This window comes from Mesorhizobium sp. M1004 (assembly GCF_040318795.1).
Lineage (GTDB): Bacteria > Pseudomonadota > Alphaproteobacteria > Rhizobiales > Rhizobiaceae > Mesorhizobium.
In genome coordinates this window covers 153,018-173,450 of record NZ_JAMYNB010000014.1, presented here as the reverse complement: position 1 = coordinate 173,450, position 20,433 = coordinate 153,018, and the positions used below count along the sequence as shown (strand labels likewise).

Genomic DNA, 20,433 nt, shown 5'->3' with positions numbered 1-20,433 from the left:
GGCCTTGGGGGGCCCCTCCCCCCCCCCGGGGGGGGGGGGGTTTGGGTGGCCCCCCCCGCGCCAGGGGGTGGGGGTCGACCCATGCGCTCAGTGCCCTTCCGATGTCCGTTCGCGGCGACTGCCAGGTGGTTCCCCCACTCCGTCTCGGCTTCGCCGAGCCACCTCTCCCCCCTCCGGAGGGAGAGGAAAGGAGCCTGGCTGGGACAGCGCCAACGTCCGGAAAGATGGGGGGGGGAGCGCCCCGGCCGTAAGCACAGGTCCTGCACGAAAACTGCACATCCCTGCGGAAAACCTCCTCCGCTCCGCCCCGCCGTTTCCATGCGAGCCCGCGACAACAGCGGCATGCAACAGCGAAACGCTCACCTTTGGTCCTTGCCCTATCGCCTGCGCAGCGAAAGCTGGTGGTTGGTCGATCCGCCCCGGGCGGCGGCCCGCCCTTACCTGGAAGCGAGCCTGCTCCCTTTTATCCGCCCACCGGCCGAGCGGACCCAGCCCATCAGGAAAATCCGCGCATGACATCGTTTGCAAGCTTTTCCAGCCGCTTCGGCATCGCCGTCCTGCTCGTGGCGCTGGCGGATTTTTTCTTTTACGGCCAGCCCGCCGGGATCACGGTGCTGCTGTTTGCCATCCTGATCGCCGGCGCGGTGGTCGCTGTGCATCCTGCCGCACTGAATTCCACCCGACCCTGGCTCAAGCCGGCCGCTTTGTTCGTCGCGCTGCTGCCGCTGGCCGAGAACGTCAGCCCGCTGTCGGTGGCGATAGCTGTCGTGGCGCTGGTGGTGTTTGCGCTGTCCCTGTCCGGGCGGCTGCGGCACGGCATCGCCCGCATTGCCGGCCAGGTCGCGCTGTTCCTGCTGGCGGCGCCGCTGCGCCTTATCCGTGACTTTTTCCAATGGCGCCGCACGGTGCGCCGGCTTGGCGGCCGCCGCATCCACCTGGCGTCCATCATCGTCTGGGTCATGCCGGTGACGCTGGGCGCGGTGTTCCTGCTTTTGTTCGGCACCGCCAATCCGGTCATCGAATACTGGCTGTCGCTGATCGACCTGATGAAGCTGCTCGATCTCATCCAGCTGGCGCGGATCGTCTTCTGGCTGTTCGTGCTCGCCGGCGTCTGGGCTTTCCTGCGGCCTCGCCTGCCGCGCTTGCTGCGCCGCCTTCCACGCCGCCTTCCACCTTTGACGCCGCCTGCAGCCGTGGCCGCACCGGCCGCGACTAAACCAGCGACAACGATCGAGGCCGTCGTCTTCGGCAAGGCCGCGATCTTGCGCGCGCTGATCGTCTTCAATGCCCTGTTTGCGCTGCAGACCGGGCTCGACGCCGCCTATCTCTGGGGCGGGGCCGCCCTTCCCGACGGGTTGAGCTATGCCGCCTATGCCCATCGCGGCGCGTATCCGCTGATCGCCACCGCGCTGCTGGCCGCCGGCTTCGTGCTGGCGGCGCTGCGGCCGGGCAGCGAAACCTCAGGCAATCCGCTGATCCGCCGGCTGGTCTATGCCTGGGTGGCGCAGAACATCGTGCTGGTCATCTCGTCGATTCTCAGGCTCGATCTCTATATCGGCGTCTATGCACTGACCTACTGGCGCATCGCCGCCTTCGTCTGGATGGGGTTGGTGGCGTCAGGGCTTGTACTGATCATTGCCCGCATCGCGCTTGGAAGATCCAACGAATGGCTGTTGTCCGCCAATCTTGCGACGCTATCGGCGACGCTTTATGCCTGCTGCTTCATCAACTTCGCCGCAACGATCGCCAATTTCAATGTCGACCATTCCCTTGAAATGACCGGCGACGGCACGCCTATCGATACCGAATATCTGCGCTCGCTTGGCGCTGCCGCCATGCCGGCGCTGGACCGCCTCTACATGCACCAATTCGGAAACCAAACCACCTATCTGGCCGATCAAATGATGATCGACGACACTATCGCCGAGCAGAGGCAGTGGCGCGCCTGGAGCTTTCGCGGCTGGAGGCTCGTGCAGGTTCTCGACAAGAGAGGTCCGCTCGTGCTTCCTCCACCTACCCAGCCCTTGCAACGTTCAGTGCCGGACCGTTAGATCCATGCCGCATCAGATCCTGGTCGCCGACGACGATCCGCACATTCGCGAGATCATCTGCTTTGCGCTGGAGAAGGCCGGCATGAAGACGCAAGCCGTGTCCGACGGCGCCGCGGCCCTGCAGGCGATCGAGCGCCGCGTGCCCGATCTCGTCGTGCTCGACATCGGCATGCCGGAGATGGACGGGCTGGAAGTCTGCCGGCGGCTGAGGCAACGCTCCGACGTGCCGGTTCTGTTCCTGTCCGCGCGCGACGAAGAAATCGATCGCATCCTCGGGCTCGAAATGGGCGGCGACGACTATGTGACGAAACCGTTCAGCCCGCGCGAGCTGGTGGCGCGCGTCAACGTTATCCTGCGCCGCGCCCGCCCGGTGGCCCCGGACCCCGCCGGTGACAAGAACTTTGCGCATGGCAAGCTCAGCCTGGTGCCGGCCAGCCACGGCGCCAGTTTCGACGGCAAGGCGCTGGCGCTGACGGCGATCGAGTTCTCGATCCTGAAGGGGTTTCTGGCGCGGCCGGCGCATGTGCTGGGCCGCGACCTGGTGGTCGCCAGCGCCTATGCCGCCAACATCCATGTCGCCGACCGTACCGTCGATAGCCACATCCGCAACATCCGCGCCAAGCTGGCGGCGGCGGGCTGTCTCGACGCCATCGAAACCGTGCATGGCGTCGGTTTCCGGCTCGGCCGATGCGGCGCCTGAGCGACGCCAAATGGATCGGCACCAAATGCCGGCCAAGGCTGGCCACGGTGGTCCTCGCCATCCTCATCATGGTGCTGGCGCTGCCGCTGGTCGGCCTGTTCTTCTTCCGGCTCTATGAAAACCAGCTGATCCGCCAGACCGAGGGCGAGTTGATCGCGCAAGGCGCCGTCATCGCGGCGATCTATGCGCAGGATATCAGCGACGCCGGCATTTCCCCGGACAGGCTCGGTGCGCCGATGAACGCGGAGAGCGGCGATGCCAGCCGTGGCGACGACTCGCCTTACCAGCCGATCGAGCCGAGCCTCGATCTCGCTTCCGACTATTTGCTGCCGACCCGGCCCGCCGGCATTGTTGGCGCCACCGATCCGGCCTTTGCGGCGATTGGCGCGCGGCTGTCCGGCATTCTCGACGCCACGCAGAAAACCACCCTGGCCGGCTTCAGGCTGCTCGACCCGCATGGCGTCGTCATTGCCGGACGCGATGAGGTCGGACTGTCGCTCGCCCATGTCGAGGAGGTGCGCACCGCCCTTGCCGGCCACTATGCCAGCGCCCTCAGGCAACGAATTCCCGATCAGCCGCCGCCGCCGCTCTATTCGGTCAGCCGCGGCACGAAAGTTCGTGTCTTCGTCGCCATGCCGATTGCGGTCGCTGGCCACGTCGCCGGCGTGATCTATCTCTCCCGGACGCCGAACAACATCGTCAAACATCTCTATGGCGAACGCGGCAAGGTGACGCTGGCGGCCATTGCCATGCTGTTCGGCACGCTGCTGATCGCGCTGGTCTTCCTGCGCACCGTCAGCCGGCCGATCTACGCGCTGATGGAGCGCACCAGGCGCATCGCCGCCGGCGACCGCGACGCGATCCGGCCGCTCGACCATCACGGCACGCGCGAAATGGCGGAGCTGTCCGCCGCCTTTCTCGACATGGCCGAAAAGCTGCAAGCGCGCTCCGACAGCATCCAGACCTTTGCCACCCATGTCTCGCACGAGCTCAAATCGCCGCTGACGGCGATCCAGGGCGCGGCCGAACTCTTGCGCGATTCCGGCGAGGCGATGGACGCGGCAGAGCGCAAGCGGTTTTCCGGCAACATCGTCAACGATGCCGGAAGGCTCAATCTGCTGGTACGGCGCCTGCTCGATCTGGCGCGCGCGGAAAACCTGGCGCCGAGCGGCGAAAGCACGTCGCTCGATGCGGCGCTGGCATTGCTGCCGGTGGACGGCAGGCTGGCTGTGACCATCGAGACGGGCGGCGAAACCGGTCTGCGCATCTCGGCCGAGAATGCGGCGATCGTGCTTGCCAACCTGATCGACAATTCCGCCAGGCACGGCGCGACCCAGGTTTTGCTGGCGGCTGCCAGCGCCGAAGGCAAGGTGACCATTGCGGTCAGCGACGACGGCGCCGGCATCTCGCCGAGCAACAGGGCACGCATTTTCGAGCCGTTCTTCACCACGCGGCGCGAGTCCGGCGGCACCGGCATGGGCCTCGGCATAGTGCTGGCCCTCCTGAAAGCGCATGATGGCACGATCGCGCTGGTTGACTCCGGGCGCGGCACGCGCTTCGAGATCATTGTGCCGGCGGCGTGAAGGATGCCGGCGGCCGGATCGGAGAACAAAGTGCGCTACGACACCGTCATCATCGGCGGAGCCATCGTCGGCTCCTCGGTCGCCTATTATCTGCGCGAGGAAGGCTTTTCCGGCTCCATCGCGCTGATCGAACGCGACCCGCAATTCGCCCATGCGGCAACGACGCTGTCCATGGCCTCGATCCGTCAGCAATTCTCGATTCCGGAAAATATCCGGCTGTCGCAGTTCACGCTAAACCTGTTCCGGCGGCTGAAGGAGACCTTCGGCGCCGATGCCGATATCGGCTTTCGCGAGGGCGGCTATCTGATCCTGGCCGGCGAGGCCGGGCTGCCGATCCTGAAAGCCAATCACGAGGCGCAGGTCGCAGAGGGCGCCGACATTCTGCTCGAGGATGCCGACCAGCTGGCAAAGCGTTTTTCCTGGCTGTCGACGGAAGGCATCAGCGCCGGCGCCTTCGGCCGCACCGGCGAGGGCTGGTTCGACGCGCATGCCATGCTGACGCTGTTTCGCAAGGCATTGCGTGACAGACAAGTCGATTTCATCGCCGCCGATGTCACCGGCATCGAGCGCCAGGCCAACCGCGTTACCGGCGTGCGCCTCGACAATGGCGAAAAGCTGGAAGCCGGCATCGTCGTCAACGCCGCTGGTCCAAACGCCGGCAAGATCGCCGCTCTTGCCGGGCTCGCGCTGCCGGTCGAGCCGCGCAAGCGCAATGTCTTCGTCTTCGAGGCGCGGGAAAAATACGCCGACATGCCGCTGCTGGTCGATCCCTCCGGCATCTATGTCAGGCCGGAAGGCTCGGTCTATCTCACCGGCGGCGCCGAGCCGGAAGAGGGCGACGGTCCCGCCGATCCAGCCGATTTCGAGGTCGACTGGCCGCTGTTCGAAGAGGTGATCTGGCCGGTGCTGGCCACCCGCATCCCCGCCTTCGAGGCGATCAAGCCGACACGCGCCTGGGCCGGCCACTACGACTACAACACGCTCGACCAGAACGCGGTGATCGGGCCGCATCCCGAGGTCGGCAATTTCATCTTTGCCAACGGATTTTCCGGCCACGGCCTGCAGCAGGCGCCGGCGGTCGGCAAGGCGCTGGCGGAGTTGTTGGTGCATGGCGGGTATCGGACGGTGGATTGCTCGGCGTTTGGGTACGCCAGAGTGCCCGAAGGAAGGGCGTTCCGGGAATTGAATGTGATTTGAGGCGGCAAAAGCTCACTGTCGAGTTCCCGCCCACCCCCCTCTGGCCTGCCGGGCATCTCCCCCGCAAGGGGGGAGATGGCAGCTTCGGCGAAGGCGCCATTCTTGCAACGTCGGCGATTGGCGAAAGCGGTCGCGGCATCTGATCTCCCCCCTTGCGGGGGAGATGGCCGGCAGGCCAGAGGGGGTGCTGTCCCGCGAGCGTCTAAGCAACCATCGCACTGACAGCCATCGCGTTGCCCAGTGCATGCCCGGCGGCCGTGTTGTCGAAAATGCCCCAGACCTCGGCACCGGAAGCGGCCGCTGCTTCCACTTGCCGCGCAAACCGGTCGAGCGTTTCGGCATCGTAACCCGAATAGTAGATGCGCGGCGCGCCGTGCCAGCGGAAATAGGCAAGGCCGGGCCAGCCACCTGGCCCTGCTGCCTCCGGAACCGAAGCCGGGTCGGCGGCGACCCGTGCGACCTGGTGACCGGCCAGCAGTGCGTCCGCCTCGGCACTGAACCAGGTGGGATGGCGCGGCTCGCATGCCAGCCTTGCCCGGATACGCCTGCCCAACATGTCGAAGAAGCCGCCGGCGACCTCCGGCTCGAAGGGCAAGCTCGGCGGCAGCTGCACCAGAAGCACGCTCAGCTTTTCGCCGAGACCTTCGACCTGCCCGAGAAAGTCCTCTGTCAGCCCCTCGCAATCGGCGAGGCGATGATCATGGGTCATGTTCTTCGGTGCCTTGACCGCGAAGCGGAAGTGCTCCGGCACGGCGTGCGCCCAGCGCTCATAGGTCTCGCGGCGGTGCGGCTTGTAGAACGTGGTGTCGATCTCGACGGCCGGAAAGCGTTTTCCGTAACGTTCGAGATGCGAACCGGATTGCGGAAAGTCAGCCTTGTATCGAGACGGAATTCCCCAGCCGGCGGTGCCTATCAGAGATCGGCGATTTCCCATCCTGCGGATTTGGACCGGATGAAGCGCGGGTCAAGGGCGACAAAGGAGGCGTTGCTCCGCGGTGTCCTGAACACCGTTCCGCATTGCCGAGAACCTTGCCCGCCTTGACTGCCCAACCCGATCGGCAATTGCGCTCGACGCTCGTCAGCCCTCGCGGGAGAACCAGAACGCGTCGGCCATTCGCGTCATGCCGATACGCTCATAGAAGCCGACGGCGTCGGGCATCGAGATCAGGCTGATGGCGACCGAAGGCCCAAGCTGCCGGCGGGCCGCGTCCATCAGGCCCTTGCCGATGCCGAGGCCTTGCGCAGATTGGGATACGGCGAGCTCTGAGACATAGCACACCCAGGAAAAGTCGGTGATGGCCCTGATAACGCCTATCAGCGGCCTGCCTTCGATGTCGAGCCGCGCCGTCAGCACCAGGTTCGCGGCCGAAAGCATCGCCTGCAGCCGGGCGTCGTCATCGACGGGGCGTGTTTCGCCGAGCGTGGATTCGACCAGCACGCGGCGGAATTCGGCGACGTCGAGCTCAGGCTCCCGGGCATAGATAATCTTCGATTGTGCGGTCATGGGCGTAAGGTGCACCAACGGCAGCTGGTTTTAAAGACAGTGCCGCGCCGATCTTTCGATCGGGGCCGCGCACCAACAGTTGCCTTTTATTTGCCGGCGGCTTTGTGTAAACCGGGCGCCAGCAAACCCTGACGCAACGAATTATCGATCAAGAACGGGCAAAAGCCATGGAAAAATTCACCAAGCTCACCGGCGTCGCCGCACCGATGCCGATCGTCAATGTCGACACCGACATGATCATCCCCAAGGATTATCTCAAGACGATCAAGCGCACCGGGCTCGGCAGCGGCCTGTTCGCCGAAATGCGCTACAAGGACGATGGCTCGGAAAACCCCGACTTCGTGCTCAACAAGCCAGCCTACCGCAAGGCGCAGATCCTGGTCGCCGGCGACAATTTCGGCTGCGGTTCGAGCCGCGAACACGCGCCGTGGGCGCTGCTCGATTTCGGCATTCGCTGCGTCATCTCGACGTCGTTCGCCGACATTTTCTACAACAACTGCTTCAAGAACGGCATCCTGCCGATCACCGTCAGCCCCGAAGACCTGGAGAAGCTGATGGACGACGCCTCGCGCGGCTCCAATGCGACGGTGTCGGTCGACCTCGAGGCCAAGGAAATCCGCGGCCCCGACGGCGGCGTGGTCACCTTCGACCTCGACGACTTCAAGCGCCACTGCCTGCTGAACGGTCTCGACGATATCGGCCTGACCATGGAGAAGGCCGGCGCCATCGCCTCGTTCGAGAAGAAGAACGCTGCCGAGCGTCCTTGGGCCTGAGTGGTACGAGATGGCCCGGCCGCCACAAAGCCGGGTTCGTGGCGGCTGAACGGAGGGGACAGTCATGACACGTTTTCTTCTTGCCGGCGCCTGCGCGCTGGCGTGGATGCTGATGCCGGTGGCCGGCGCGCAAGCACAGACCGACACGGTCCTCGTGCCGGCAGAAGATCCGTCCGCCGCCGATCCGGGCGCGTCGAGCAATGCGGCCCTGGCGGACGATGACAGCCAGGGGCCGGTCCCGTTCGAGGGCGGGCAGCTGACCATCACCCAGCCGGAGCAGGATGGCGAAAAGGTGCTGGCCTATGACGGCAAGCAGCTGGCCAGCAATTACGACGTGTTCTTCGACAGAACAGTCAAGGTCGGCGGCGTCGACGTGGCGCTGGTCGATGTTGGCGACGGCGGCAACCAGTGCGGCCCGGCCAAGGTCATCGTCTGGAAACCGGAAGGCGGCGAGATACAAAGCCTCAAGGTCGAACAGGACGAATGCGGCGCGCCGCCGGCGGCGGTGGCCGACAACGCCATCTATTTCGTGCCGTATCTGTTGCCGGGCGATACGAAGCAAGCGCTGCAATGGTCACCCAGCGACGGGCTGACGATCTCGGGCGACCTGACCTACGCGCCGGAGCCGGGTACGGACTGGAAGGACGTCGATCCGGCCAAATACCAGAACATCATCGACGCCTTCCACAATGAGGCCGTCTACAAGGCGGCGCAGACGCTGCTCGGCGACACCATGCCCGACATGGCGACCAGCCTGCTGGTCGGCGGCGGCACCGAAAAGACGGCGTCGGGCGCCTTCTACGCCACCGGCTGCGTGCCGCACGCATGCGGCAGCAATGACGGTTTCATGGCGGTCGACCCGGCCAAGCACACGCTCTACTTCGCCCGGCGCGGCGACAATGGCGAGCCGCAGGCGTGGCCTGACGTGAAGACCTGGCCTGCGGATGTGAAGGAAGCAATGGACAAGGCGCAGGAGTCGGGGAACTAGGGTTCGCGGCAGCGCGGCGAACACTCGGTGTTCATGCTTGTTCCGTCGCGATCCGTCACACCCCCCTCTGCCCTGCCGGGCATCTCCCGCTCAAGGGGGGAGATCAGACGTCACTCTGGCTTTCGCCAATCGCAAATGTGGAAAGCGAGAAAGGCGTCCGAACTGCTAATCTCCCCCCTTGAGGGGGAGATGGCCGGCAGGCCAGAGGGGGGTGCTGTCCCGCCGACGACCAAGATTTGCACCTGACTTGGCCCATGGCCTGGCCGGCCCTTTCCCTGCAAAGTGTCCGAAACCACAGCGAGGCTCCATGCGCACACTCATCTCCACCGGTTCGCCCTTCGAAAAAACCGCCGGCTATTCGCGCGCGGTGGTGCAGGGCGACTGGTGCTTCGTCTCGGGAACCACCGGCTACGACTATGCGACGATGGCCATGCCGGAAACGGTGGAGGCGCAGACGCGCAATTGTCTGGCGACCATCGCGGAGGCGCTGAGGGATGGCGGCTTCGACATGGCCGATGTGGTGCGGGCGCATTACTACATCACAGACCGGGCCATCGTGGACGTCGTCTTCCCCATCCTCGGCGAGGCTTTCGGCGAGATCAGGCCGGCGGCGACGATGATCGTGTGCCAGCTCAACAAGCCGGAAATGAAGATCGAGATCGAAGTCACGGCGCTGCGGCGCACGGCTTGAGGAGGCCAAAGCCATGACGGTCCGGCGCATCGTAGCCAATATCGGGACGCAGGACGCGGCGGCGGCGAAACGCTTCTATCAGGACGTGCTTGGCCTCGATGTGCTGATGGATCAGGGCTGGATCGTCACCTACGGGTCCGACGAACGGATGCAGGTGCAGATCAGCTTCATGGCCCAGGGCGGCTCCGGCACGCCGGTGCCGGACCTCTCCATCGAGGTCGACGATGTCGATGCGGCGCTGCAAGGCATGAAGGCCGCCGGCTTTGCCGTCGAATACGGTCCGGCCGACGAGCCGTGGGGCGTACGGCGGTTTTATGTGCGCGATCCGTTCGGCCGGTTGGTGAATATTTTGTCCCACAAGTGATTTGTTCCTCTCCCCCGCCTCTGGCCACGGCGAGGAACCCAGGTCTTGAGAGGCGGGCGCCGTCGTAGCGTTCTTCATCCCCTTGCGCCGCAAGCTCTTGGCGTTTAGCAAGGCCGCGGTTTCTCCAAACAGCATCGGACGGTTCTCCATGGCTTCGAAAAATCTTCTCCTGCTCGCCGGCGACGGCATCGGCCCCGAGGCGATGGCCGAGGTGAAGAAGCTGATCGCGGCCATGAACGCAAAGCTCGGCAGCGGTTTTGCCACTGATGAAGGCTTGGTCGGCGGCTGTGCCTACGACGCGCATGGCGCGGCGATTTCGGATGGCGACATGGCAAAGGCGATGGCTGCGGACGCCGTGCTGTTCGGCGCCGTCGGCGGGCCGAAATGGGACAAGGTGCCTTACGAGGTGCGTCCCGAGGCCGGGTTGCTACGGCTGCGCAAGGATATGGAGCTGTTCGCCAATCTCCGGCCCGCCATCTGCTATCCGGCGCTGGCCGCGTCGTCCTCGCTGAAGCAGGAAGTCGTCGAGGGCCTCGACATATTGATCGTGCGCGAGCTTACCGGCGGAGTCTATTTCGGCGAGCCGAAGCAGATCATCGATCTCGGCAACGGCCAGAAGCGCGGCATCGACACGCAGGTCTACGACACGTTCGAGATCGAGCGCATTTCCGGCGTCGCTTTTGAGCTGGCGCGCACGCGCAAGAACCACGTGACATCGATGGAAAAGCGCAACGTGATGAAATCCGGGGTGCTGTGGAACGAGGTCGTCACCCAGACCCACGCAGCCAGATATGCTGACGTCAAGCTCGACCACATGCTGGCCGATGCCGGCGGCATGCAGCTGGTGCGCTGGCCAAAGCAGTTCGACGTCATCGTCACCGACAATCTGTTCGGCGACATGCTGTCCGACATCGCCGCCATGCTGACCGGATCGATCGGCATGCTGCCGTCGGCCTCGCTCGGCGCGCCCGATGTGAAGACCAGGAAGCGCAAGGCGCTGTACGAGCCGGTGCATGGCTCGGCGCCCGACATTGCGGGACAGGGCATCGCCAACCCGATCGCCATGATCGCGTCGTTTGCCATGTGCCTGCGCTACTCCTTCGGCATGGTCGATGAGGCCGACAAGCTCGAAGGCGCCATAGCCGCCGTGCTCGACGACGGGCTGCGGACGAAGGATATTATGTCCGAGGGCATGACCGAAGTCGGCACTGTCGCAATGGGCGATGCCATCATCGCCAAGTTCCTGGCTTAGCGGCCGACTCAGCGGATCTCGCCGGCCAGCCGTTTCAGCAGGCCGACGAGTTGCGCCTCATCCACGGCTGAGAAAAAAGCAGCGTCGGCGGCTTCGACGGCGACGATAGCGCGCTGGACTGCGGCCGTCCCCGTCGTGGAGACGCGGATCACCTTGGCGCGGGAATCCCGCGGGTTGGTGTCCCGCACAATCAGTCCCTTTGCCTCGAGCCGGGCGACGACGTCCGATGTCATCTTCACCTCGGTGCCGGCCTGGGCGGCGAGCTGCACCTGGTTGGGCGGCTCGCCATAGCGGCCGAGCCACATCGCCGAAGCCAGCAGCACGAACTGGACATGGGTAAGGTCAAGCGGGGCCAGCGCCGCCGTCATGACGCGCTGCCAGCGCATGGTGGTTCGCCAGAGCAGCAAGCCGGGGCTCTCGGATGGTCCGCTGAAGCGCGTGTTCAGATCCCCCCGATCAGCCACCGTTCGCCAACACCCTTGCCTGCTCGAACAGTTTGGCCATCGAAGTGTCGAAATCGCCGCTGATCTGCGGCCCGAGCTCTGGTCCGACCTCGGCGGCCGATGGGCCGGAAATCTCGAGGCGATGAGTCACTTGAGTGCCACCCTCGACCGGCGTCAGCGTATGCCTGAACAGCAGTTTCGTGTCGCCGAACGAGGTCTCGTCGGCATACGTCACAGTGTCGACAAGATCGACGATCGTCGATTCGAAGGTGTCCTGCCCGACGGGCGTTACAGAGACGCGGGTGCCCTTGGCGAACGGGCCGTGCAGCACGAACGTATCGGACCCTTCGTAGGTGAGGCGGCCTTCGTGCAGCGCCTTGAGCGCGTTCCAGATGGCCTGCGCCGAAAGGGGGGAAATTGCGGTGTACTCGTTGGTCCACATTTGTCTTGGCTCCATCATCCGTTTTCGATCGTCGATTTGATGAGTGCACAGATTATCTGTGCGCAGACTAAACGGCAAGAGAAATATTTTGTTCGTCCGGTCAAAACAGCAGCTGCCTTCCTGGCTGCGACCTAAGCCATTGTTAAATCGCGGCTGTCCGCAAACAGCCGGCAGTTCATTTCTGGTGCGGTCTAGGCTCCGCCTCCTCCAGGCACCGGCCCCCACTGGTTTTCGTGGGCCTGGGTCGGGATCAATCCGAGTATCAGCGCGAGGATCAGCGTAGCCGGAGCGAACATGAAGGTGATTGCGAAGTAAGGTATTGCCAGCCAGCCGGTCAGGCCGATGTCGTGCAAGCGGCGCACGACGAGCCCGACCCAGGGCAGGAACGTCGCTAGCCAAAACAGCCCCCAGACGCCGATCATCACAATCGGCCAGTTGCCGGCATCGAAATTGCCGACGGCCTGGTCGGCGAGGGCGCCGGCAATTCCGACCAGGATGAAGCTGACGGTCCAGAACAGGCAGTAGCCCCAGAATTCCTTGCGGCGGGCGCGTTCGGCGAAGTTGATGTAGTTGCGCGTCACGCCTCGCCAGAAATAACCCGGCAGTCCGCTATCGCGAACCGCGCCGTCTTCCGCCAGGCGGCCGAAATGCTGTGGCGCGGCTGAAGCGGCAGCCGCCTTGGGCGGCGCGGCGCTTGCCGCTGGCGCAGCGGTGGCGGGACTGGCGGGCTGGGCGCGGATTGAAAAAACGTCGCGCGCCTGACCGCTTGCCGGCAGAAACTCGACCACTGCGCCGTTCGCGATCACGGTATCACGGCGCAGATCCTCGCGCGCGAAGGTGTAGCGGTTGCCGTCCGCCCCGGTGATGAAGCCGAAACCCTGGGCCTCGTCATAGTGAAGAACTTCGCCGCGCATTTAGCCTCGCCCCCGTGTAGGCACAGACTGTTCAAAGTTGCGGCGGACTGCAAGGGGTTGGACGAAATGGAGGGTAAACGGTTCAGGCATGAGTTGCTTCATTTTCCCGTCCGTTGGCGCTGCCCCTCACCTGCCTGCCGGCATCCTCTCCCCGTATAATGGCGGGGAGAGGGGTCGCTGTTATTGACGATTCCGCCAATCGCCAACGTTGCAAGAAGAGCGCCAAGGCTGCGGTCAGCCGTTTCTCCCCGTCACTATACGGGGAGAAACGCCAGGCAGGGCAATGAGGGGCAGCGCCTGCATTTGTAATTGGCCGATAAGAGCCTCAAACCGGCCGCTTCTTCGGCTTCTTGTTCTTCGGCGGTCCCGCCTTGTCGAATTTCGGTTTCCCGGCCCAAGGCTTTGCATCCCCGGCGGGCCGTTCCCGCTTCTCGAATTTCGGCTTGTGTGCGCTTTGCGGCGCCTCGAACGGGCGCTTGCCGCGATGCGGCTTCTTGTCGGGCTTCGGCGCCTGGTAGCCGGCCCGCGACAGGTCGGGCGTGCCGTCCAGGCGTTTCAACGCAATGTTGCCCTGCAATTTCTTGTCGGGGCCGACGGCGGCGAGGAAGCGATCGGCCCAGTCGGCCGCGATCTGCACGTAGGTCTCATCCTGCTGCATCTTGATGGAGCCGATCTCGCGCTTGGAGATGTTGCCGGTGCGGCACAGCATCGGGATCAGCCAGCGCGGCTCGGCATTCTGCTTGCGCCCGATCGACAGCGAGAACCAGACGCTGTCGCCGAAATCGTCGCGGCGGCTGGGCGCTTCGTCGCGGCGTTCGAATTTTTCGCCCGCCGGTCTGTCTCGCGACGGCGTGAAGGCCGCGACCTCCGTCAGTTCCTCGGGCGCCGAGCGGCTGGCGCGGCATTGGCGCACGAAGGCGGCGGCCACCTGTTCGGCGCCATGCCTGGCCAGAAGCGCGTCGATGAAGCCGCGCTCGTCCTCGGCAATCGGCTCTTCGAAGGCTGGATCGGCAAGGATGCGCTCGTCGTCGCGCTTGATGACTTCGTCGGCGGAGGGCGGGCTCGCCCATGTCGCCTTCAGCCCGGCATTCTGCAGCAGCCGTTCGGTGCGCTTGCGGGCGCCGTTGGGCACGATCAGCGCGCTGACGCCCTTGCGTCCGGCTCGGCCGGTTCGGCCGCTGCGGTGCAGCAGCGTTTCGGGATTGGTCGGCAGATCGGCGTGGATGACCAGTTCGAGATTGGGCAGGTCGATGCCGCGCGCTGCGACGTCCGTGGCAATGCAGACTTTGGCGCGGCCGTCCCGCATCGCCTGCAGCGCGTGGGTGCGTTCGTTCTGGCTGAGCTCGCCCGACAGTGCGACGACGGAAAAATTGCGGTTGTTGAAGCGTGCCGTCAGATGATTGACGGCGGCGCGGGTGTTGCAGAACACCAGCGCGTTCTTCGCCTCGTAAAAGCGCAGCACGTTGATGATGGCGTTCTCGCGGTCGGGATAGGCGACATTCAGCGCCCGGTATTCGATATCGAGATGCTGCTTTTCCTCGCCGCCGGCCGAGATGCGTACGGCGTCGCGCTGATAGCCTTGCGCCAGCGTGGCGATCGAGCGCGGCACGGTGGCCGAAAACATCAGCGTGCGGCGCTGAGCCGGTGCGGCATCGAGGATGAATTCGAGGTCCTCGCGAAAGCCGAGGTCGAGCATCTCGTCGGCCTCGTCCAGCACCACGGCTTTCAGCGCCGACATGTCGAGGGAGTTGCGGGTGATGTGGTCGCGCAGGCGGCCGGGCGTGCCGACGACGATGTGGGCGCCGCGCTCCAGCACGCGCCGTTCGGAGCGCATGTCCATGCCGCCGACGCAGGACGCGACGGTGGCGCCGGTCGGCGCGTAGAGCCATTGCAATTCGCGCATCACCTGCAGAGCGAGCTCGCGCGTCGGCGCCACGGCCAGCGCCAGCGGTGCGCCAGCCTGGTCAAAACGTTCGGCGCTTCCAAGAAGGGTCGGCGCCAAAGCGAGGCCGAAGGCGACGGTCTTGCCTGAGCCGGTCTGCGCCGACACCAACGCGTCGGACTCGCCGAGCTCCAGCACGGCCTTCTGCACTGGCGTCAGCTCGGTATAGCCGCGTTTTTCCAGCGCTTCTGCCAGCGCAGGAACAATAGCTTCGAAATTGGACATCTCACTCTTTCGGAATTCAGGGTCTGGGCTCATCATGGAGCACATGCCGGGGCTGACGCACGCCAGCCAAACACTATTTGGGCGTTCGTACTTCTTGCGGCCGCTATTGTACAGGGCAGGCGTGTGCCTGGCCGCAATTGACTCCTGACGCAAACCGCGTAAAAGCCGGCATCGAACGGGATCATTTTCGATGCGCGGCCTTCTGATGGCTCTTCTTGCCTTCGACTTCCGCGGCCACAATCATGGGGCCGGGCGCGTCGGCGCGTCTTACCGTTCCAGCAAAACCATGGCCAAAAAAACCACCACCACGGTGTGATTCCCTTGGCCTAACCACCCTCTCCCGGGTCCGGCCCGGGGGACGGAACCCGCATTGGCCGGCGGGTTTTCTCCAAAAACCAAGCGGAGAGGGACAGGAGATTTCTGATGAGTTTCAAGGTTGCGGTAGTCGGCGCCACGGGCAATGTGGGCCGCGAAATGCTCAACATACTGGAAGAGCGCGGCTTTCCGGTAAGCGAAGTCGTGGCGCTGGCCTCGCGGCGCAGTCAGGGCACCGAAGTGTCGTTCGGCGACCGTTCGCTGAAGGTCAAGACGCTCGACCAGTATGATTTTTCCGACACCGACATCTGCATCATGTCGGCCGGCGGCAACGTCTCGAAGGAGTGGTCGCCGAAGATCGGCAAGCAGGGCTGCGTCGTCATCGATAACTCGTCGGCCTTCCGCTACGACCAGGACGTGCCGCTGATCGTGCCGGAAGTGAACCCGGATGCGATCTCGCTGTTCACCCGCAAGAACATCATCGCCAATCCGAACTGCTCGACGGCGCAGTTGGTCGTGGCGCTGAAGCCGCTGCACGATGTCGCAACCATCAAGCGCGTCGTCGTCGCCACCTATCAATCGGTATCCGGCGCCGGCAAGGAAGGCATGGACGAACTCTTTACACAGACCCGCGCGGTGTTCGTCGCCGATGGCGTCGAGGTCAAGAAGTTCACCAAGCGCATCGCCTTCAACGTCATTCCGCACATCGACGTCTTCCTCGACGACGGCTCGACCAAGGAAGAGTGGAAGATGGTCGCCGAGACCAAGAAGATGCTCGACCCCAAGATCAAGCTGACGGCGACCTGTGTGCGCGTGCCGGTGTTCATCGGCCATTCCGAAGCCGTGAACATCGAGTTCGAAAAGCCGATCACCGCCGACGAGGCGCGCGATATCCTGCGCGAAGCGCCAGGCTGCCAGGTCTTGGACAAGCGCGAGGATGGCGGCTACATCACGCCGCTGGAATCGGCCGGCGAGGACGCGACCTTCATCTCGCGCATCCGCGAGGATTCGACCATCGACAACGGCCTGTCGATGTGGATTGTCTCCGACAATTTGCGCAAGGGCGCGGCGCTCAACGCGGTGCAGATCGCCGAGCTTCTGGTCGAGCGCGGCCTGATCCAGCCGAAGAAGAAGGCGGCATAGTTTATTCGCTCACGGGCCGTATCGTTGCTGCCGCGGCGGGCCCTCCGCGGGGGCGCCGGAAGGCCGGCGGCCCGCAGTCGCGGGCTCGGCCTTCGGCCGAAGCCTTCCTTCTCCCCGTTCACGGGGAGAAGGTCCCGGCAGGAGGATGAGGGGCGCTGACCTCTGTTGAGAAACGTCGATTGCATTGCTTCCAGGCCAACACCGGCGCGCGTCGGTTCTACGAGCGCCATGGCTTTCGCCCGGAGACGTTCGGCGACGGCACCACCAACGAAGAAGGCCTGCCGAATCTCTACGTGCGTCGAGCTTGATACTCAGCCGGCGCTATCCTTGGCCAGTTGGCGCAATAACTCCATCGCTTCCTCGGCCCGCTCAGCGGGCACGAACAGATGGTCATGATAGAAAGCAGAGACCGGATTGACGCCCATGCCGGCGGCGGCCAGCCGGGCGGTGATGGCGGCGAGGAAGCCGACGGCTTCCAGCGAGGAGTGGACGTTCAGGGTGATCATGCGGCAGCGGAACGAAGCGGTCAGCCCGGCCGCCCGTGCCGCGTCCTCGGTCACGATCAGTGTCACACCCTCGCGCTCGCGAAAGACCATCACGGGATCGAGGCCTGCCTGCCGGCTGATTCCAGGTGTGAGCGTAGCGAACACGTAGACGTCCGGCAGCAGTTCCGGCGTCATCGCCGCCAGCAGCTTTTTCAGATCAGTCTCGCCGGCCATTCGCTCGTCTCTCGCCCAGCCCTATCAATAGCCGTGACTGGTGGATGTCGATAGTCCGTCAAGGTGGAGGGACAGCGCCCCCCTCTGCCCTGCCGGGCATCTCCCCCGCAAGCAGGGAGATCGGCGGTTTCGATGCTCAGCTCATTCATGGAACATTGCCGAAGCGGTCGAGCGTGTAATCTCCCCCCTTGCGGGGGAGATGGCCGGCAGGCCAGAGGGGGGTGTGAAGGATCGCCACGCAGCGGCTTTTGCTTGCTGCTACCCAAAAAGAATCCGCACCCTGTAGGATCGCCGCCCCATCGCTCGTCCTTGGTCCGAAGCGAGCAAACGGCTCGAACCGCTTAGGAGGGAACACCCGTGAGTATTTCTCAAACCATGCCCGTCTCATCGGGCGCCCTGTGGACCGGCCGCGTGCTCAGCGGCCTCATCATCCTGTTCATGATCTTCGACGGCGTCATCAAGCTGCCGCCGCTCGATGTCGTCACCCAGACCATGGTGCCGCTCGGCTGGCCGGCCGATGTCAATGTCGCGCGCACGCTCGGCATTATCGGGCTGATCTCGACCGCGCTCTATGCGCTGCCCCGCACCTCGGTGCTCGGCGCCATCCTGCTCACCGGCTATCTCGGCGGCGCCATCGCCACAAATATGCGCGTCGGCAGCCCGTTGTTTTCGCACACGCTGTTTAGCGTCTATCTCGGCATCATCCTGTGGGGCGGTCTCTATCTGCGCGACCCAAGCGTGCGCGCCCTGATCCCGTTCAGCCGTTAAGCGAGGAGAAAAACATGCTCAGCACCATTCTCATCCTCCTGGTCGTCATCATCGCCGCCGTGCTCATCTATGCGGCGACGAGGTCGAATGATTTCGTCACCGCCCGCACCGCCAGCATCAAGGCCGCGCCGGAAGCGATCTTTCCGCTGATCAACAATTTCAAGCACTGGCCGGAATGGTCACCCTACGAAAAGCTCGACCCGCTGATGAAGCGCACGCTGTCGGGCGCTGATGCCGGCAAGGGCGCCGCCTACGCCTGGGAAGGCAATGCCAAGGCCGGCAAGGGACGCATGGAGATCGTCAATTCCGTGCCATTTTCGCTGGTGTCGCTGAAGCTCGACTTCGAGAAGCCGTTCCGGGCCAGCAACAGCGTCGACTTCACCCTGAAGCCCTCGGGCGACACCACCGCAGTCACCTGGGCAATGCGCGGCAGCCGGCCCTTCATTGCCAAGCTGATGGGCCTGTTCATGAGTTTCGATACGCTGATCGGCAAGGATTTCGAGGCTGGCCTAGCCAATCTGAAAAAGGCAGCCGAAAGGTAGAAAAGCCTGGAATTCAACAAGCTCGGCGGCGGTCGGCACGAATGTGACCGGCGCGGACACCGCGATCTCTCACGTCATCGGGATCAAATCAGCCGTCTGGGAGTTAGAGCCGTGGCGGCGAGGACGGCGATCCGCGTGAGAGAGGAACGATAATGAAAAGAGCGATGATCATTCTGGTACTGGCGGCCGCGCTGGGCGCGTGCTCGCAAACCGAAAAGGGTGCCGCGGTCGGCGGCCTCGGCGGCGCGGCGGTTGGCGCAGCTGTGGCAAATGATCCGGTTCAGGGCGCCGTCGTCGGCGGCGCCGTCGGCGCCGTGGCCGGCGCGCTGATCGGCCGTGCCAGCGAAAGCGGTCAATGTCGCTACCGCGGCCGGAACGGGCGCACCTATATCGCCAGCTGCCCCGACGGTTATTGAACACAGCCAGGTCCAACATCGGAAACCGGCGGCTATAGATCGCCGGTTTCGCTGTTGCCCAAGACAGCTGGACCATGGCTGCCTGCGCTACAGCAATCCCCAGATATGCTCCCAAGCCAGGCGGCCCAGGCGTGTGTCGGCGTCGTCATTGCCGCCATGGGCGTGCAGCCCCGAGCGCGGCGTGTTTTCGCCCGGCAGCAGAATGCGGTGGCCGGCGTCGGGCACTGAGACGAGGCAGGTGGTCATTGCGGTGTCCTGGCGACGCTGAATGATCGACTGGGCAAAATCCAGCGATGGCCATAGCGCGTCGTCGCCGCCCGCAACCAGAACAATGTCGGCTGAAATAGCTTCGGCGGGAATGGCAGCCTCGGCCGCAGCGTCCTTGAAGGTTTGCAAGGCACGCTGGAAGAGGCCTCGGTAGGACACCAGACCGTCGACATACTCCGCGTTCCAAGCGGGATTGCTTGGGACGAACGGCAAAGGAATCCCCTCGAGCGTCCACGACGATCGTTCCGGCCAGCTGACGCCGTCGCGGCCCGGCCCGATATTCCCCCAGACCACCGATGTCGGGCTGATCGCAACCACGACGTCAATGCGTGGATCATGAGCCGCCGCAAGCAGGGAGGCCTCGGCGCCTTTCGAGGTCCCGACATAGACGATGCGCCGGCATCCCATCTGGACTAGATAGCCGGTCGCCGCGAAAAACGTTTCGAGCGGGATCTCGCAAATGCCGGGCACCTGACCTTCGCCGCCAAACCATTGCAGCGCGAGAGCGGATGCTCCTTCCTTGGCAAAGAGCCGGGCGCGGGTGACGTCGATGCGGCCGCTCGATCCGCTCAGCACGACGACGCCTGTCGTGGCGCCGGCGCATCGCAACAGCGTTCCGGCTACGCCGCCGAAAAGGGTCTCTTCCGTGACGGTCCGCTCAGTCATCTTTCGTTCGAACGCCATATGACATCGCCGCACAATAGCAAAACGGCGGGCACAGGCCCGCCGTTTTGTCGATGCGATGACGCGATGCTTATTCGGCGGTGGCGGCTTCCGCTTCGGCCGGGGCTGCAGCAGCGGCGGCAACAGCGGCGGCGGCGTCTTCCTGGGCCTTCTTCAGCAGAGAGGCGCGTTCCTGCGCCTTCTTGCCGGGCTCGGCCTTCTTCGGGTTGGAGCGGGCTTCGCGCTTGAGGAGGCCGGCCTCATCGAGGAAGCGCAGCACGCGGTCGGTCGGCTGAGCGCCGTGCGACAGCCAATGCTTGACGCGGTCGGCGTCGACCTTGACGCGCTCGCCGTCCTTGGGCAGCAGCGGGTTCCACGAGCCGATCGACTCGATGAACCGGCCGTCACGCGGCGAACGGGCGTCGGCGATGACGACGTGGTAGTAAGGGCGCTTCTTCGAGCCCGCACGGGCCAGTCTGATCTTCAAGGGCATTTCATTTCTCCTAAAATTTCTGATGTCAGTGTTGGGTT

23 protein-coding genes are annotated in these 20,433 nt (G+C 64.5%); 14 read left to right on the top strand and 9 right to left on the bottom strand.

Translation table 11 applies throughout. The features are described from left to right. Positions 1–512 precede the first annotated feature (512 nt). From NKH54_RS26255 to NKH54_RS26240, 4 genes are read left to right on the top strand one after another with little or no spacing between them, the layout of a single operon-like run. Positions 513–2,051, top strand: coding sequence for a DUF4153 domain-containing protein (locus NKH54_RS26255; RefSeq protein ID WP_353029283.1), 1,539 nt, complete (start codon positions 513–515; stop codon positions 2,049–2,051). Between the two features lie 4 nt (positions 2,052–2,055). Continuing rightward, a complete protein-coding gene (locus NKH54_RS26250) occupies positions 2,056–2,751 on the top strand; it encodes a response regulator (RefSeq protein WP_027050469.1) in 696 nt (231 codons plus the stop codon). Further along, positions 2,739–4,334 (top strand): sensor histidine kinase, encoded by a 1,596-nt coding sequence (locus NKH54_RS26245; protein ID WP_353029282.1) that lies wholly within the window; start codon positions 2,739–2,741, stop codon positions 4,332–4,334. Before NKH54_RS26250 ends, NKH54_RS26245 begins: the two co-directional genes overlap by 13 nt. 30 nt (positions 4,335–4,364) lie before the next feature. Continuing rightward, positions 4,365–5,531, top strand: coding sequence for an NAD(P)/FAD-dependent oxidoreductase (locus NKH54_RS26240; RefSeq protein WP_353029281.1), 1,167 nt, complete (start codon positions 4,365–4,367; stop codon positions 5,529–5,531). A gap of 202 nt (positions 5,532–5,733) precedes the next feature. On the opposite strand, the gene NKH54_RS26235 is transcribed toward NKH54_RS26240, so the two are convergent. Together NKH54_RS26235 and NKH54_RS26230 are read right to left on the bottom strand one after the other, a co-directional pair. After that, complete coding sequence (locus NKH54_RS26235; protein WP_352543784.1) at positions 5,734–6,465, bottom strand: DUF72 domain-containing protein; 732 nt, start codon at positions 6,463–6,465, stop codon at positions 5,734–5,736. A gap of 144 nt (positions 6,466–6,609) precedes the next feature. Beyond that, a complete protein-coding gene (locus NKH54_RS26230; RefSeq protein ID WP_023687647.1) occupies positions 6,610–7,035 on the bottom strand; it encodes a GNAT family N-acetyltransferase in 426 nt (141 codons plus the stop codon). A gap of 167 nt (positions 7,036–7,202) precedes the next feature. Between NKH54_RS26230 and leuD the strand changes: the two genes are divergently transcribed. The 5 genes from leuD to leuB all read left to right on the top strand — a co-directional run bounded on the left by leuD (position 7,203) and on the right by leuB (position 11,103). Continuing rightward, positions 7,203–7,808: a 3-isopropylmalate dehydratase small subunit gene (leuD, locus tag NKH54_RS26225; RefSeq protein WP_023694556.1), complete on the top strand. Its 606-nt coding sequence runs from the start codon at positions 7,203–7,205 to the stop codon at positions 7,806–7,808. Positions 7,809–7,872: 64 nt separating this feature from the next. Continuing rightward, entirely contained in the window at positions 7,873–8,796 is a 924-nt protein-coding gene (locus NKH54_RS26220; RefSeq protein WP_023683819.1) for an Ivy family c-type lysozyme inhibitor, read from the top strand. Between the two features lie 307 nt (positions 8,797–9,103). Next, positions 9,104–9,487: a RidA family protein gene (locus NKH54_RS26215; protein WP_023828757.1), complete on the top strand. Its 384-nt coding sequence runs from the start codon at positions 9,104–9,106 to the stop codon at positions 9,485–9,487. A gap of 13 nt (positions 9,488–9,500) precedes the next feature. Further along, positions 9,501–9,851 (top strand): VOC family protein, encoded by a 351-nt coding sequence (locus tag NKH54_RS26210; protein WP_023671691.1) that lies wholly within the window; start codon positions 9,501–9,503, stop codon positions 9,849–9,851. Between the two features lie 148 nt (positions 9,852–9,999). Next, positions 10,000–11,103 (top strand): 3-isopropylmalate dehydrogenase, encoded by a 1,104-nt coding sequence (leuB, locus tag NKH54_RS26205; protein WP_023706813.1) that lies wholly within the window; start codon positions 10,000–10,002, stop codon positions 11,101–11,103. An 8-nt stretch (positions 11,104–11,111) separates the two neighbouring features. Here the strand turns inward: leuB and NKH54_RS26200 are convergent, their stop codons facing one another. From NKH54_RS26200 to NKH54_RS26185, 4 genes are all read right to left on the bottom strand, one after another. Beyond that, a complete protein-coding gene (locus NKH54_RS26200) occupies positions 11,112–11,510 on the bottom strand; it encodes a MarR family winged helix-turn-helix transcriptional regulator (RefSeq protein ID WP_245259985.1) in 399 nt (132 codons plus the stop codon). 49 nt (positions 11,511–11,559) lie between these two features. Further along, on the bottom strand, positions 11,560–11,988 hold the full coding sequence (locus NKH54_RS26195) for an SRPBCC family protein (protein WP_023694553.1): 429 nt from the start codon (positions 11,986–11,988) through the stop codon (positions 11,560–11,562). A gap of 191 nt (positions 11,989–12,179) precedes the next feature. Next, positions 12,180–12,902 (bottom strand): DUF805 domain-containing protein, encoded by a 723-nt coding sequence (locus NKH54_RS26190; RefSeq protein ID WP_023683826.1) that lies wholly within the window; start codon positions 12,900–12,902, stop codon positions 12,180–12,182. Between the two features lie 325 nt (positions 12,903–13,227). After that, positions 13,228–15,069, bottom strand: a complete 1,842-nt coding sequence (locus NKH54_RS26185) for a DEAD/DEAH box helicase (RefSeq protein WP_353029280.1) — start codon at positions 15,067–15,069, stop codon at positions 13,228–13,230. Positions 15,070–15,259: 190 nt separating this feature from the next. Here NKH54_RS26185 and NKH54_RS26180 point away from each other — a divergent pair, with 190 nt between their 5' ends. Both NKH54_RS26180 and NKH54_RS26175 read left to right on the top strand, forming a co-directional pair. After that, positions 15,260–15,385, top strand: coding sequence for a hypothetical protein (locus NKH54_RS26180; protein WP_352841535.1), 126 nt, complete (start codon positions 15,260–15,262; stop codon positions 15,383–15,385). Between the two features lie 107 nt (positions 15,386–15,492). After that, positions 15,493–16,527: an aspartate-semialdehyde dehydrogenase gene (locus tag NKH54_RS26175; RefSeq protein ID WP_023671698.1), complete on the top strand. Its 1,035-nt coding sequence runs from the start codon at positions 15,493–15,495 to the stop codon at positions 16,525–16,527. 311 nt (positions 16,528–16,838) lie between these two features. Here NKH54_RS26175 and NKH54_RS26170 read toward each other — a convergent pair whose 3' ends face one another. Then, the gene (locus tag NKH54_RS26170; RefSeq protein WP_023702586.1) at positions 16,839–17,246 is read right to left on the bottom strand and encodes an ACT domain-containing protein; all 408 of its coding nucleotides are present in this window, start codon (positions 17,244–17,246) and stop codon (positions 16,839–16,841) included. A gap of 357 nt (positions 17,247–17,603) precedes the next feature. Here NKH54_RS26170 and NKH54_RS26165 point away from each other — a divergent pair, with 357 nt between their 5' ends. The 3 genes from NKH54_RS26165 to NKH54_RS26155 all read left to right on the top strand — a co-directional run bounded on the left by NKH54_RS26165 (position 17,604) and on the right by NKH54_RS26155 (position 18,972). Next, positions 17,604–18,014: a DoxX family protein gene (locus tag NKH54_RS26165; RefSeq protein WP_023687655.1), complete on the top strand. Its 411-nt coding sequence runs from the start codon at positions 17,604–17,606 to the stop codon at positions 18,012–18,014. Positions 18,015–18,028: 14 nt separating this feature from the next. Then, on the top strand, positions 18,029–18,556 hold the full coding sequence (locus NKH54_RS26160; RefSeq protein WP_352638666.1) for an SRPBCC family protein: 528 nt from the start codon (positions 18,029–18,031) through the stop codon (positions 18,554–18,556). 152 nt (positions 18,557–18,708) lie between these two features. Further along, positions 18,709–18,972 (top strand): YMGG-like glycine zipper-containing protein, encoded by a 264-nt coding sequence (locus NKH54_RS26155; RefSeq protein ID WP_353029279.1) that lies wholly within the window; start codon positions 18,709–18,711, stop codon positions 18,970–18,972. 87 nt (positions 18,973–19,059) lie between these two features. Here NKH54_RS26155 and NKH54_RS26150 read toward each other — a convergent pair whose 3' ends face one another. Then, the gene (locus NKH54_RS26150) at positions 19,060–19,905 is read right to left on the bottom strand and encodes an acyl-CoA thioester hydrolase/BAAT C-terminal domain-containing protein (protein WP_353029285.1); all 846 of its coding nucleotides are present in this window, start codon (positions 19,903–19,905) and stop codon (positions 19,060–19,062) included. Positions 19,906–19,993: 88 nt separating this feature from the next. Continuing rightward, positions 19,994–20,395, bottom strand: a complete 402-nt coding sequence (rpsP, locus tag NKH54_RS26145; protein ID WP_023671705.1) for a 30S ribosomal protein S16 — start codon at positions 20,393–20,395, stop codon at positions 19,994–19,996. Positions 20,396–20,433: the final 38 nt, after the last annotated feature.

Bases quoted from the DNA above. Each gene is read 5' to 3' on its own strand.
- NKH54_RS26215 (WP_023828757.1), top strand. From the start codon at position 9,104: ATGCGCACACTCATCTCCACCGGTTCGCCCTTCGAAAAAACCGCCGGC.
- NKH54_RS26170 (WP_023702586.1), bottom strand. From the start codon at position 17,246: ATGGCCGGCGAGACTGATCTGAAAAAGCTGCTGGCGGCGATGACGCCG.
- NKH54_RS26245 (WP_353029282.1), top strand. From the start codon at position 2,739: ATGCGGCGCCTGAGCGACGCCAAATGGATCGGCACCAAATGCCGGCCA.
- NKH54_RS26160 (WP_352638666.1), top strand. From the start codon at position 18,029: ATGCTCAGCACCATTCTCATCCTCCTGGTCGTCATCATCGCCGCCGTG.
- NKH54_RS26235 (WP_352543784.1), bottom strand. From the start codon at position 6,465: ATGGGAAATCGCCGATCTCTGATAGGCACCGCCGGCTGGGGAATTCCG.
- rpsP (WP_023671705.1), bottom strand. From the start codon at position 20,395: ATGCCCTTGAAGATCAGACTGGCCCGTGCGGGCTCGAAGAAGCGCCCT.
- NKH54_RS26190 (WP_023683826.1), bottom strand. From the start codon at position 12,902: ATGCGCGGCGAAGTTCTTCACTATGACGAGGCCCAGGGTTTCGGCTTC.
- NKH54_RS26155 (WP_353029279.1), top strand. From the start codon at position 18,709: ATGAAAAGAGCGATGATCATTCTGGTACTGGCGGCCGCGCTGGGCGCG.
- NKH54_RS26180 (WP_352841535.1), top strand. From the start codon at position 15,260: ATGCGCGGCCTTCTGATGGCTCTTCTTGCCTTCGACTTCCGCGGCCAC.
- NKH54_RS26220 (WP_023683819.1), top strand. From the start codon at position 7,873: ATGACACGTTTTCTTCTTGCCGGCGCCTGCGCGCTGGCGTGGATGCTG.
- NKH54_RS26230 (WP_023687647.1), bottom strand. From the start codon at position 7,035: ATGACCGCACAATCGAAGATTATCTATGCCCGGGAGCCTGAGCTCGAC.
- NKH54_RS26210 (WP_023671691.1), top strand. From the start codon at position 9,501: ATGACGGTCCGGCGCATCGTAGCCAATATCGGGACGCAGGACGCGGCG.
- NKH54_RS26250 (WP_027050469.1), top strand. From the start codon at position 2,056: ATGCCGCATCAGATCCTGGTCGCCGACGACGATCCGCACATTCGCGAG.
- NKH54_RS26195 (WP_023694553.1), bottom strand. From the start codon at position 11,988: ATGTGGACCAACGAGTACACCGCAATTTCCCCCCTTTCGGCGCAGGCC.
- NKH54_RS26175 (WP_023671698.1), top strand. From the start codon at position 15,493: ATGAGTTTCAAGGTTGCGGTAGTCGGCGCCACGGGCAATGTGGGCCGC.
- NKH54_RS26150 (WP_353029285.1), bottom strand. From the start codon at position 19,905: ATGACTGAGCGGACCGTCACGGAAGAGACCCTTTTCGGCGGCGTAGCC.
- leuD (WP_023694556.1), top strand. From the start codon at position 7,203: ATGGAAAAATTCACCAAGCTCACCGGCGTCGCCGCACCGATGCCGATC.
- leuB (WP_023706813.1), top strand. From the start codon at position 10,000: ATGGCTTCGAAAAATCTTCTCCTGCTCGCCGGCGACGGCATCGGCCCC.
- NKH54_RS26185 (WP_353029280.1), bottom strand. From the start codon at position 15,069: ATGTCCAATTTCGAAGCTATTGTTCCTGCGCTGGCAGAAGCGCTGGAA.
- NKH54_RS26255 (WP_353029283.1), top strand. From the start codon at position 513: ATGACATCGTTTGCAAGCTTTTCCAGCCGCTTCGGCATCGCCGTCCTG.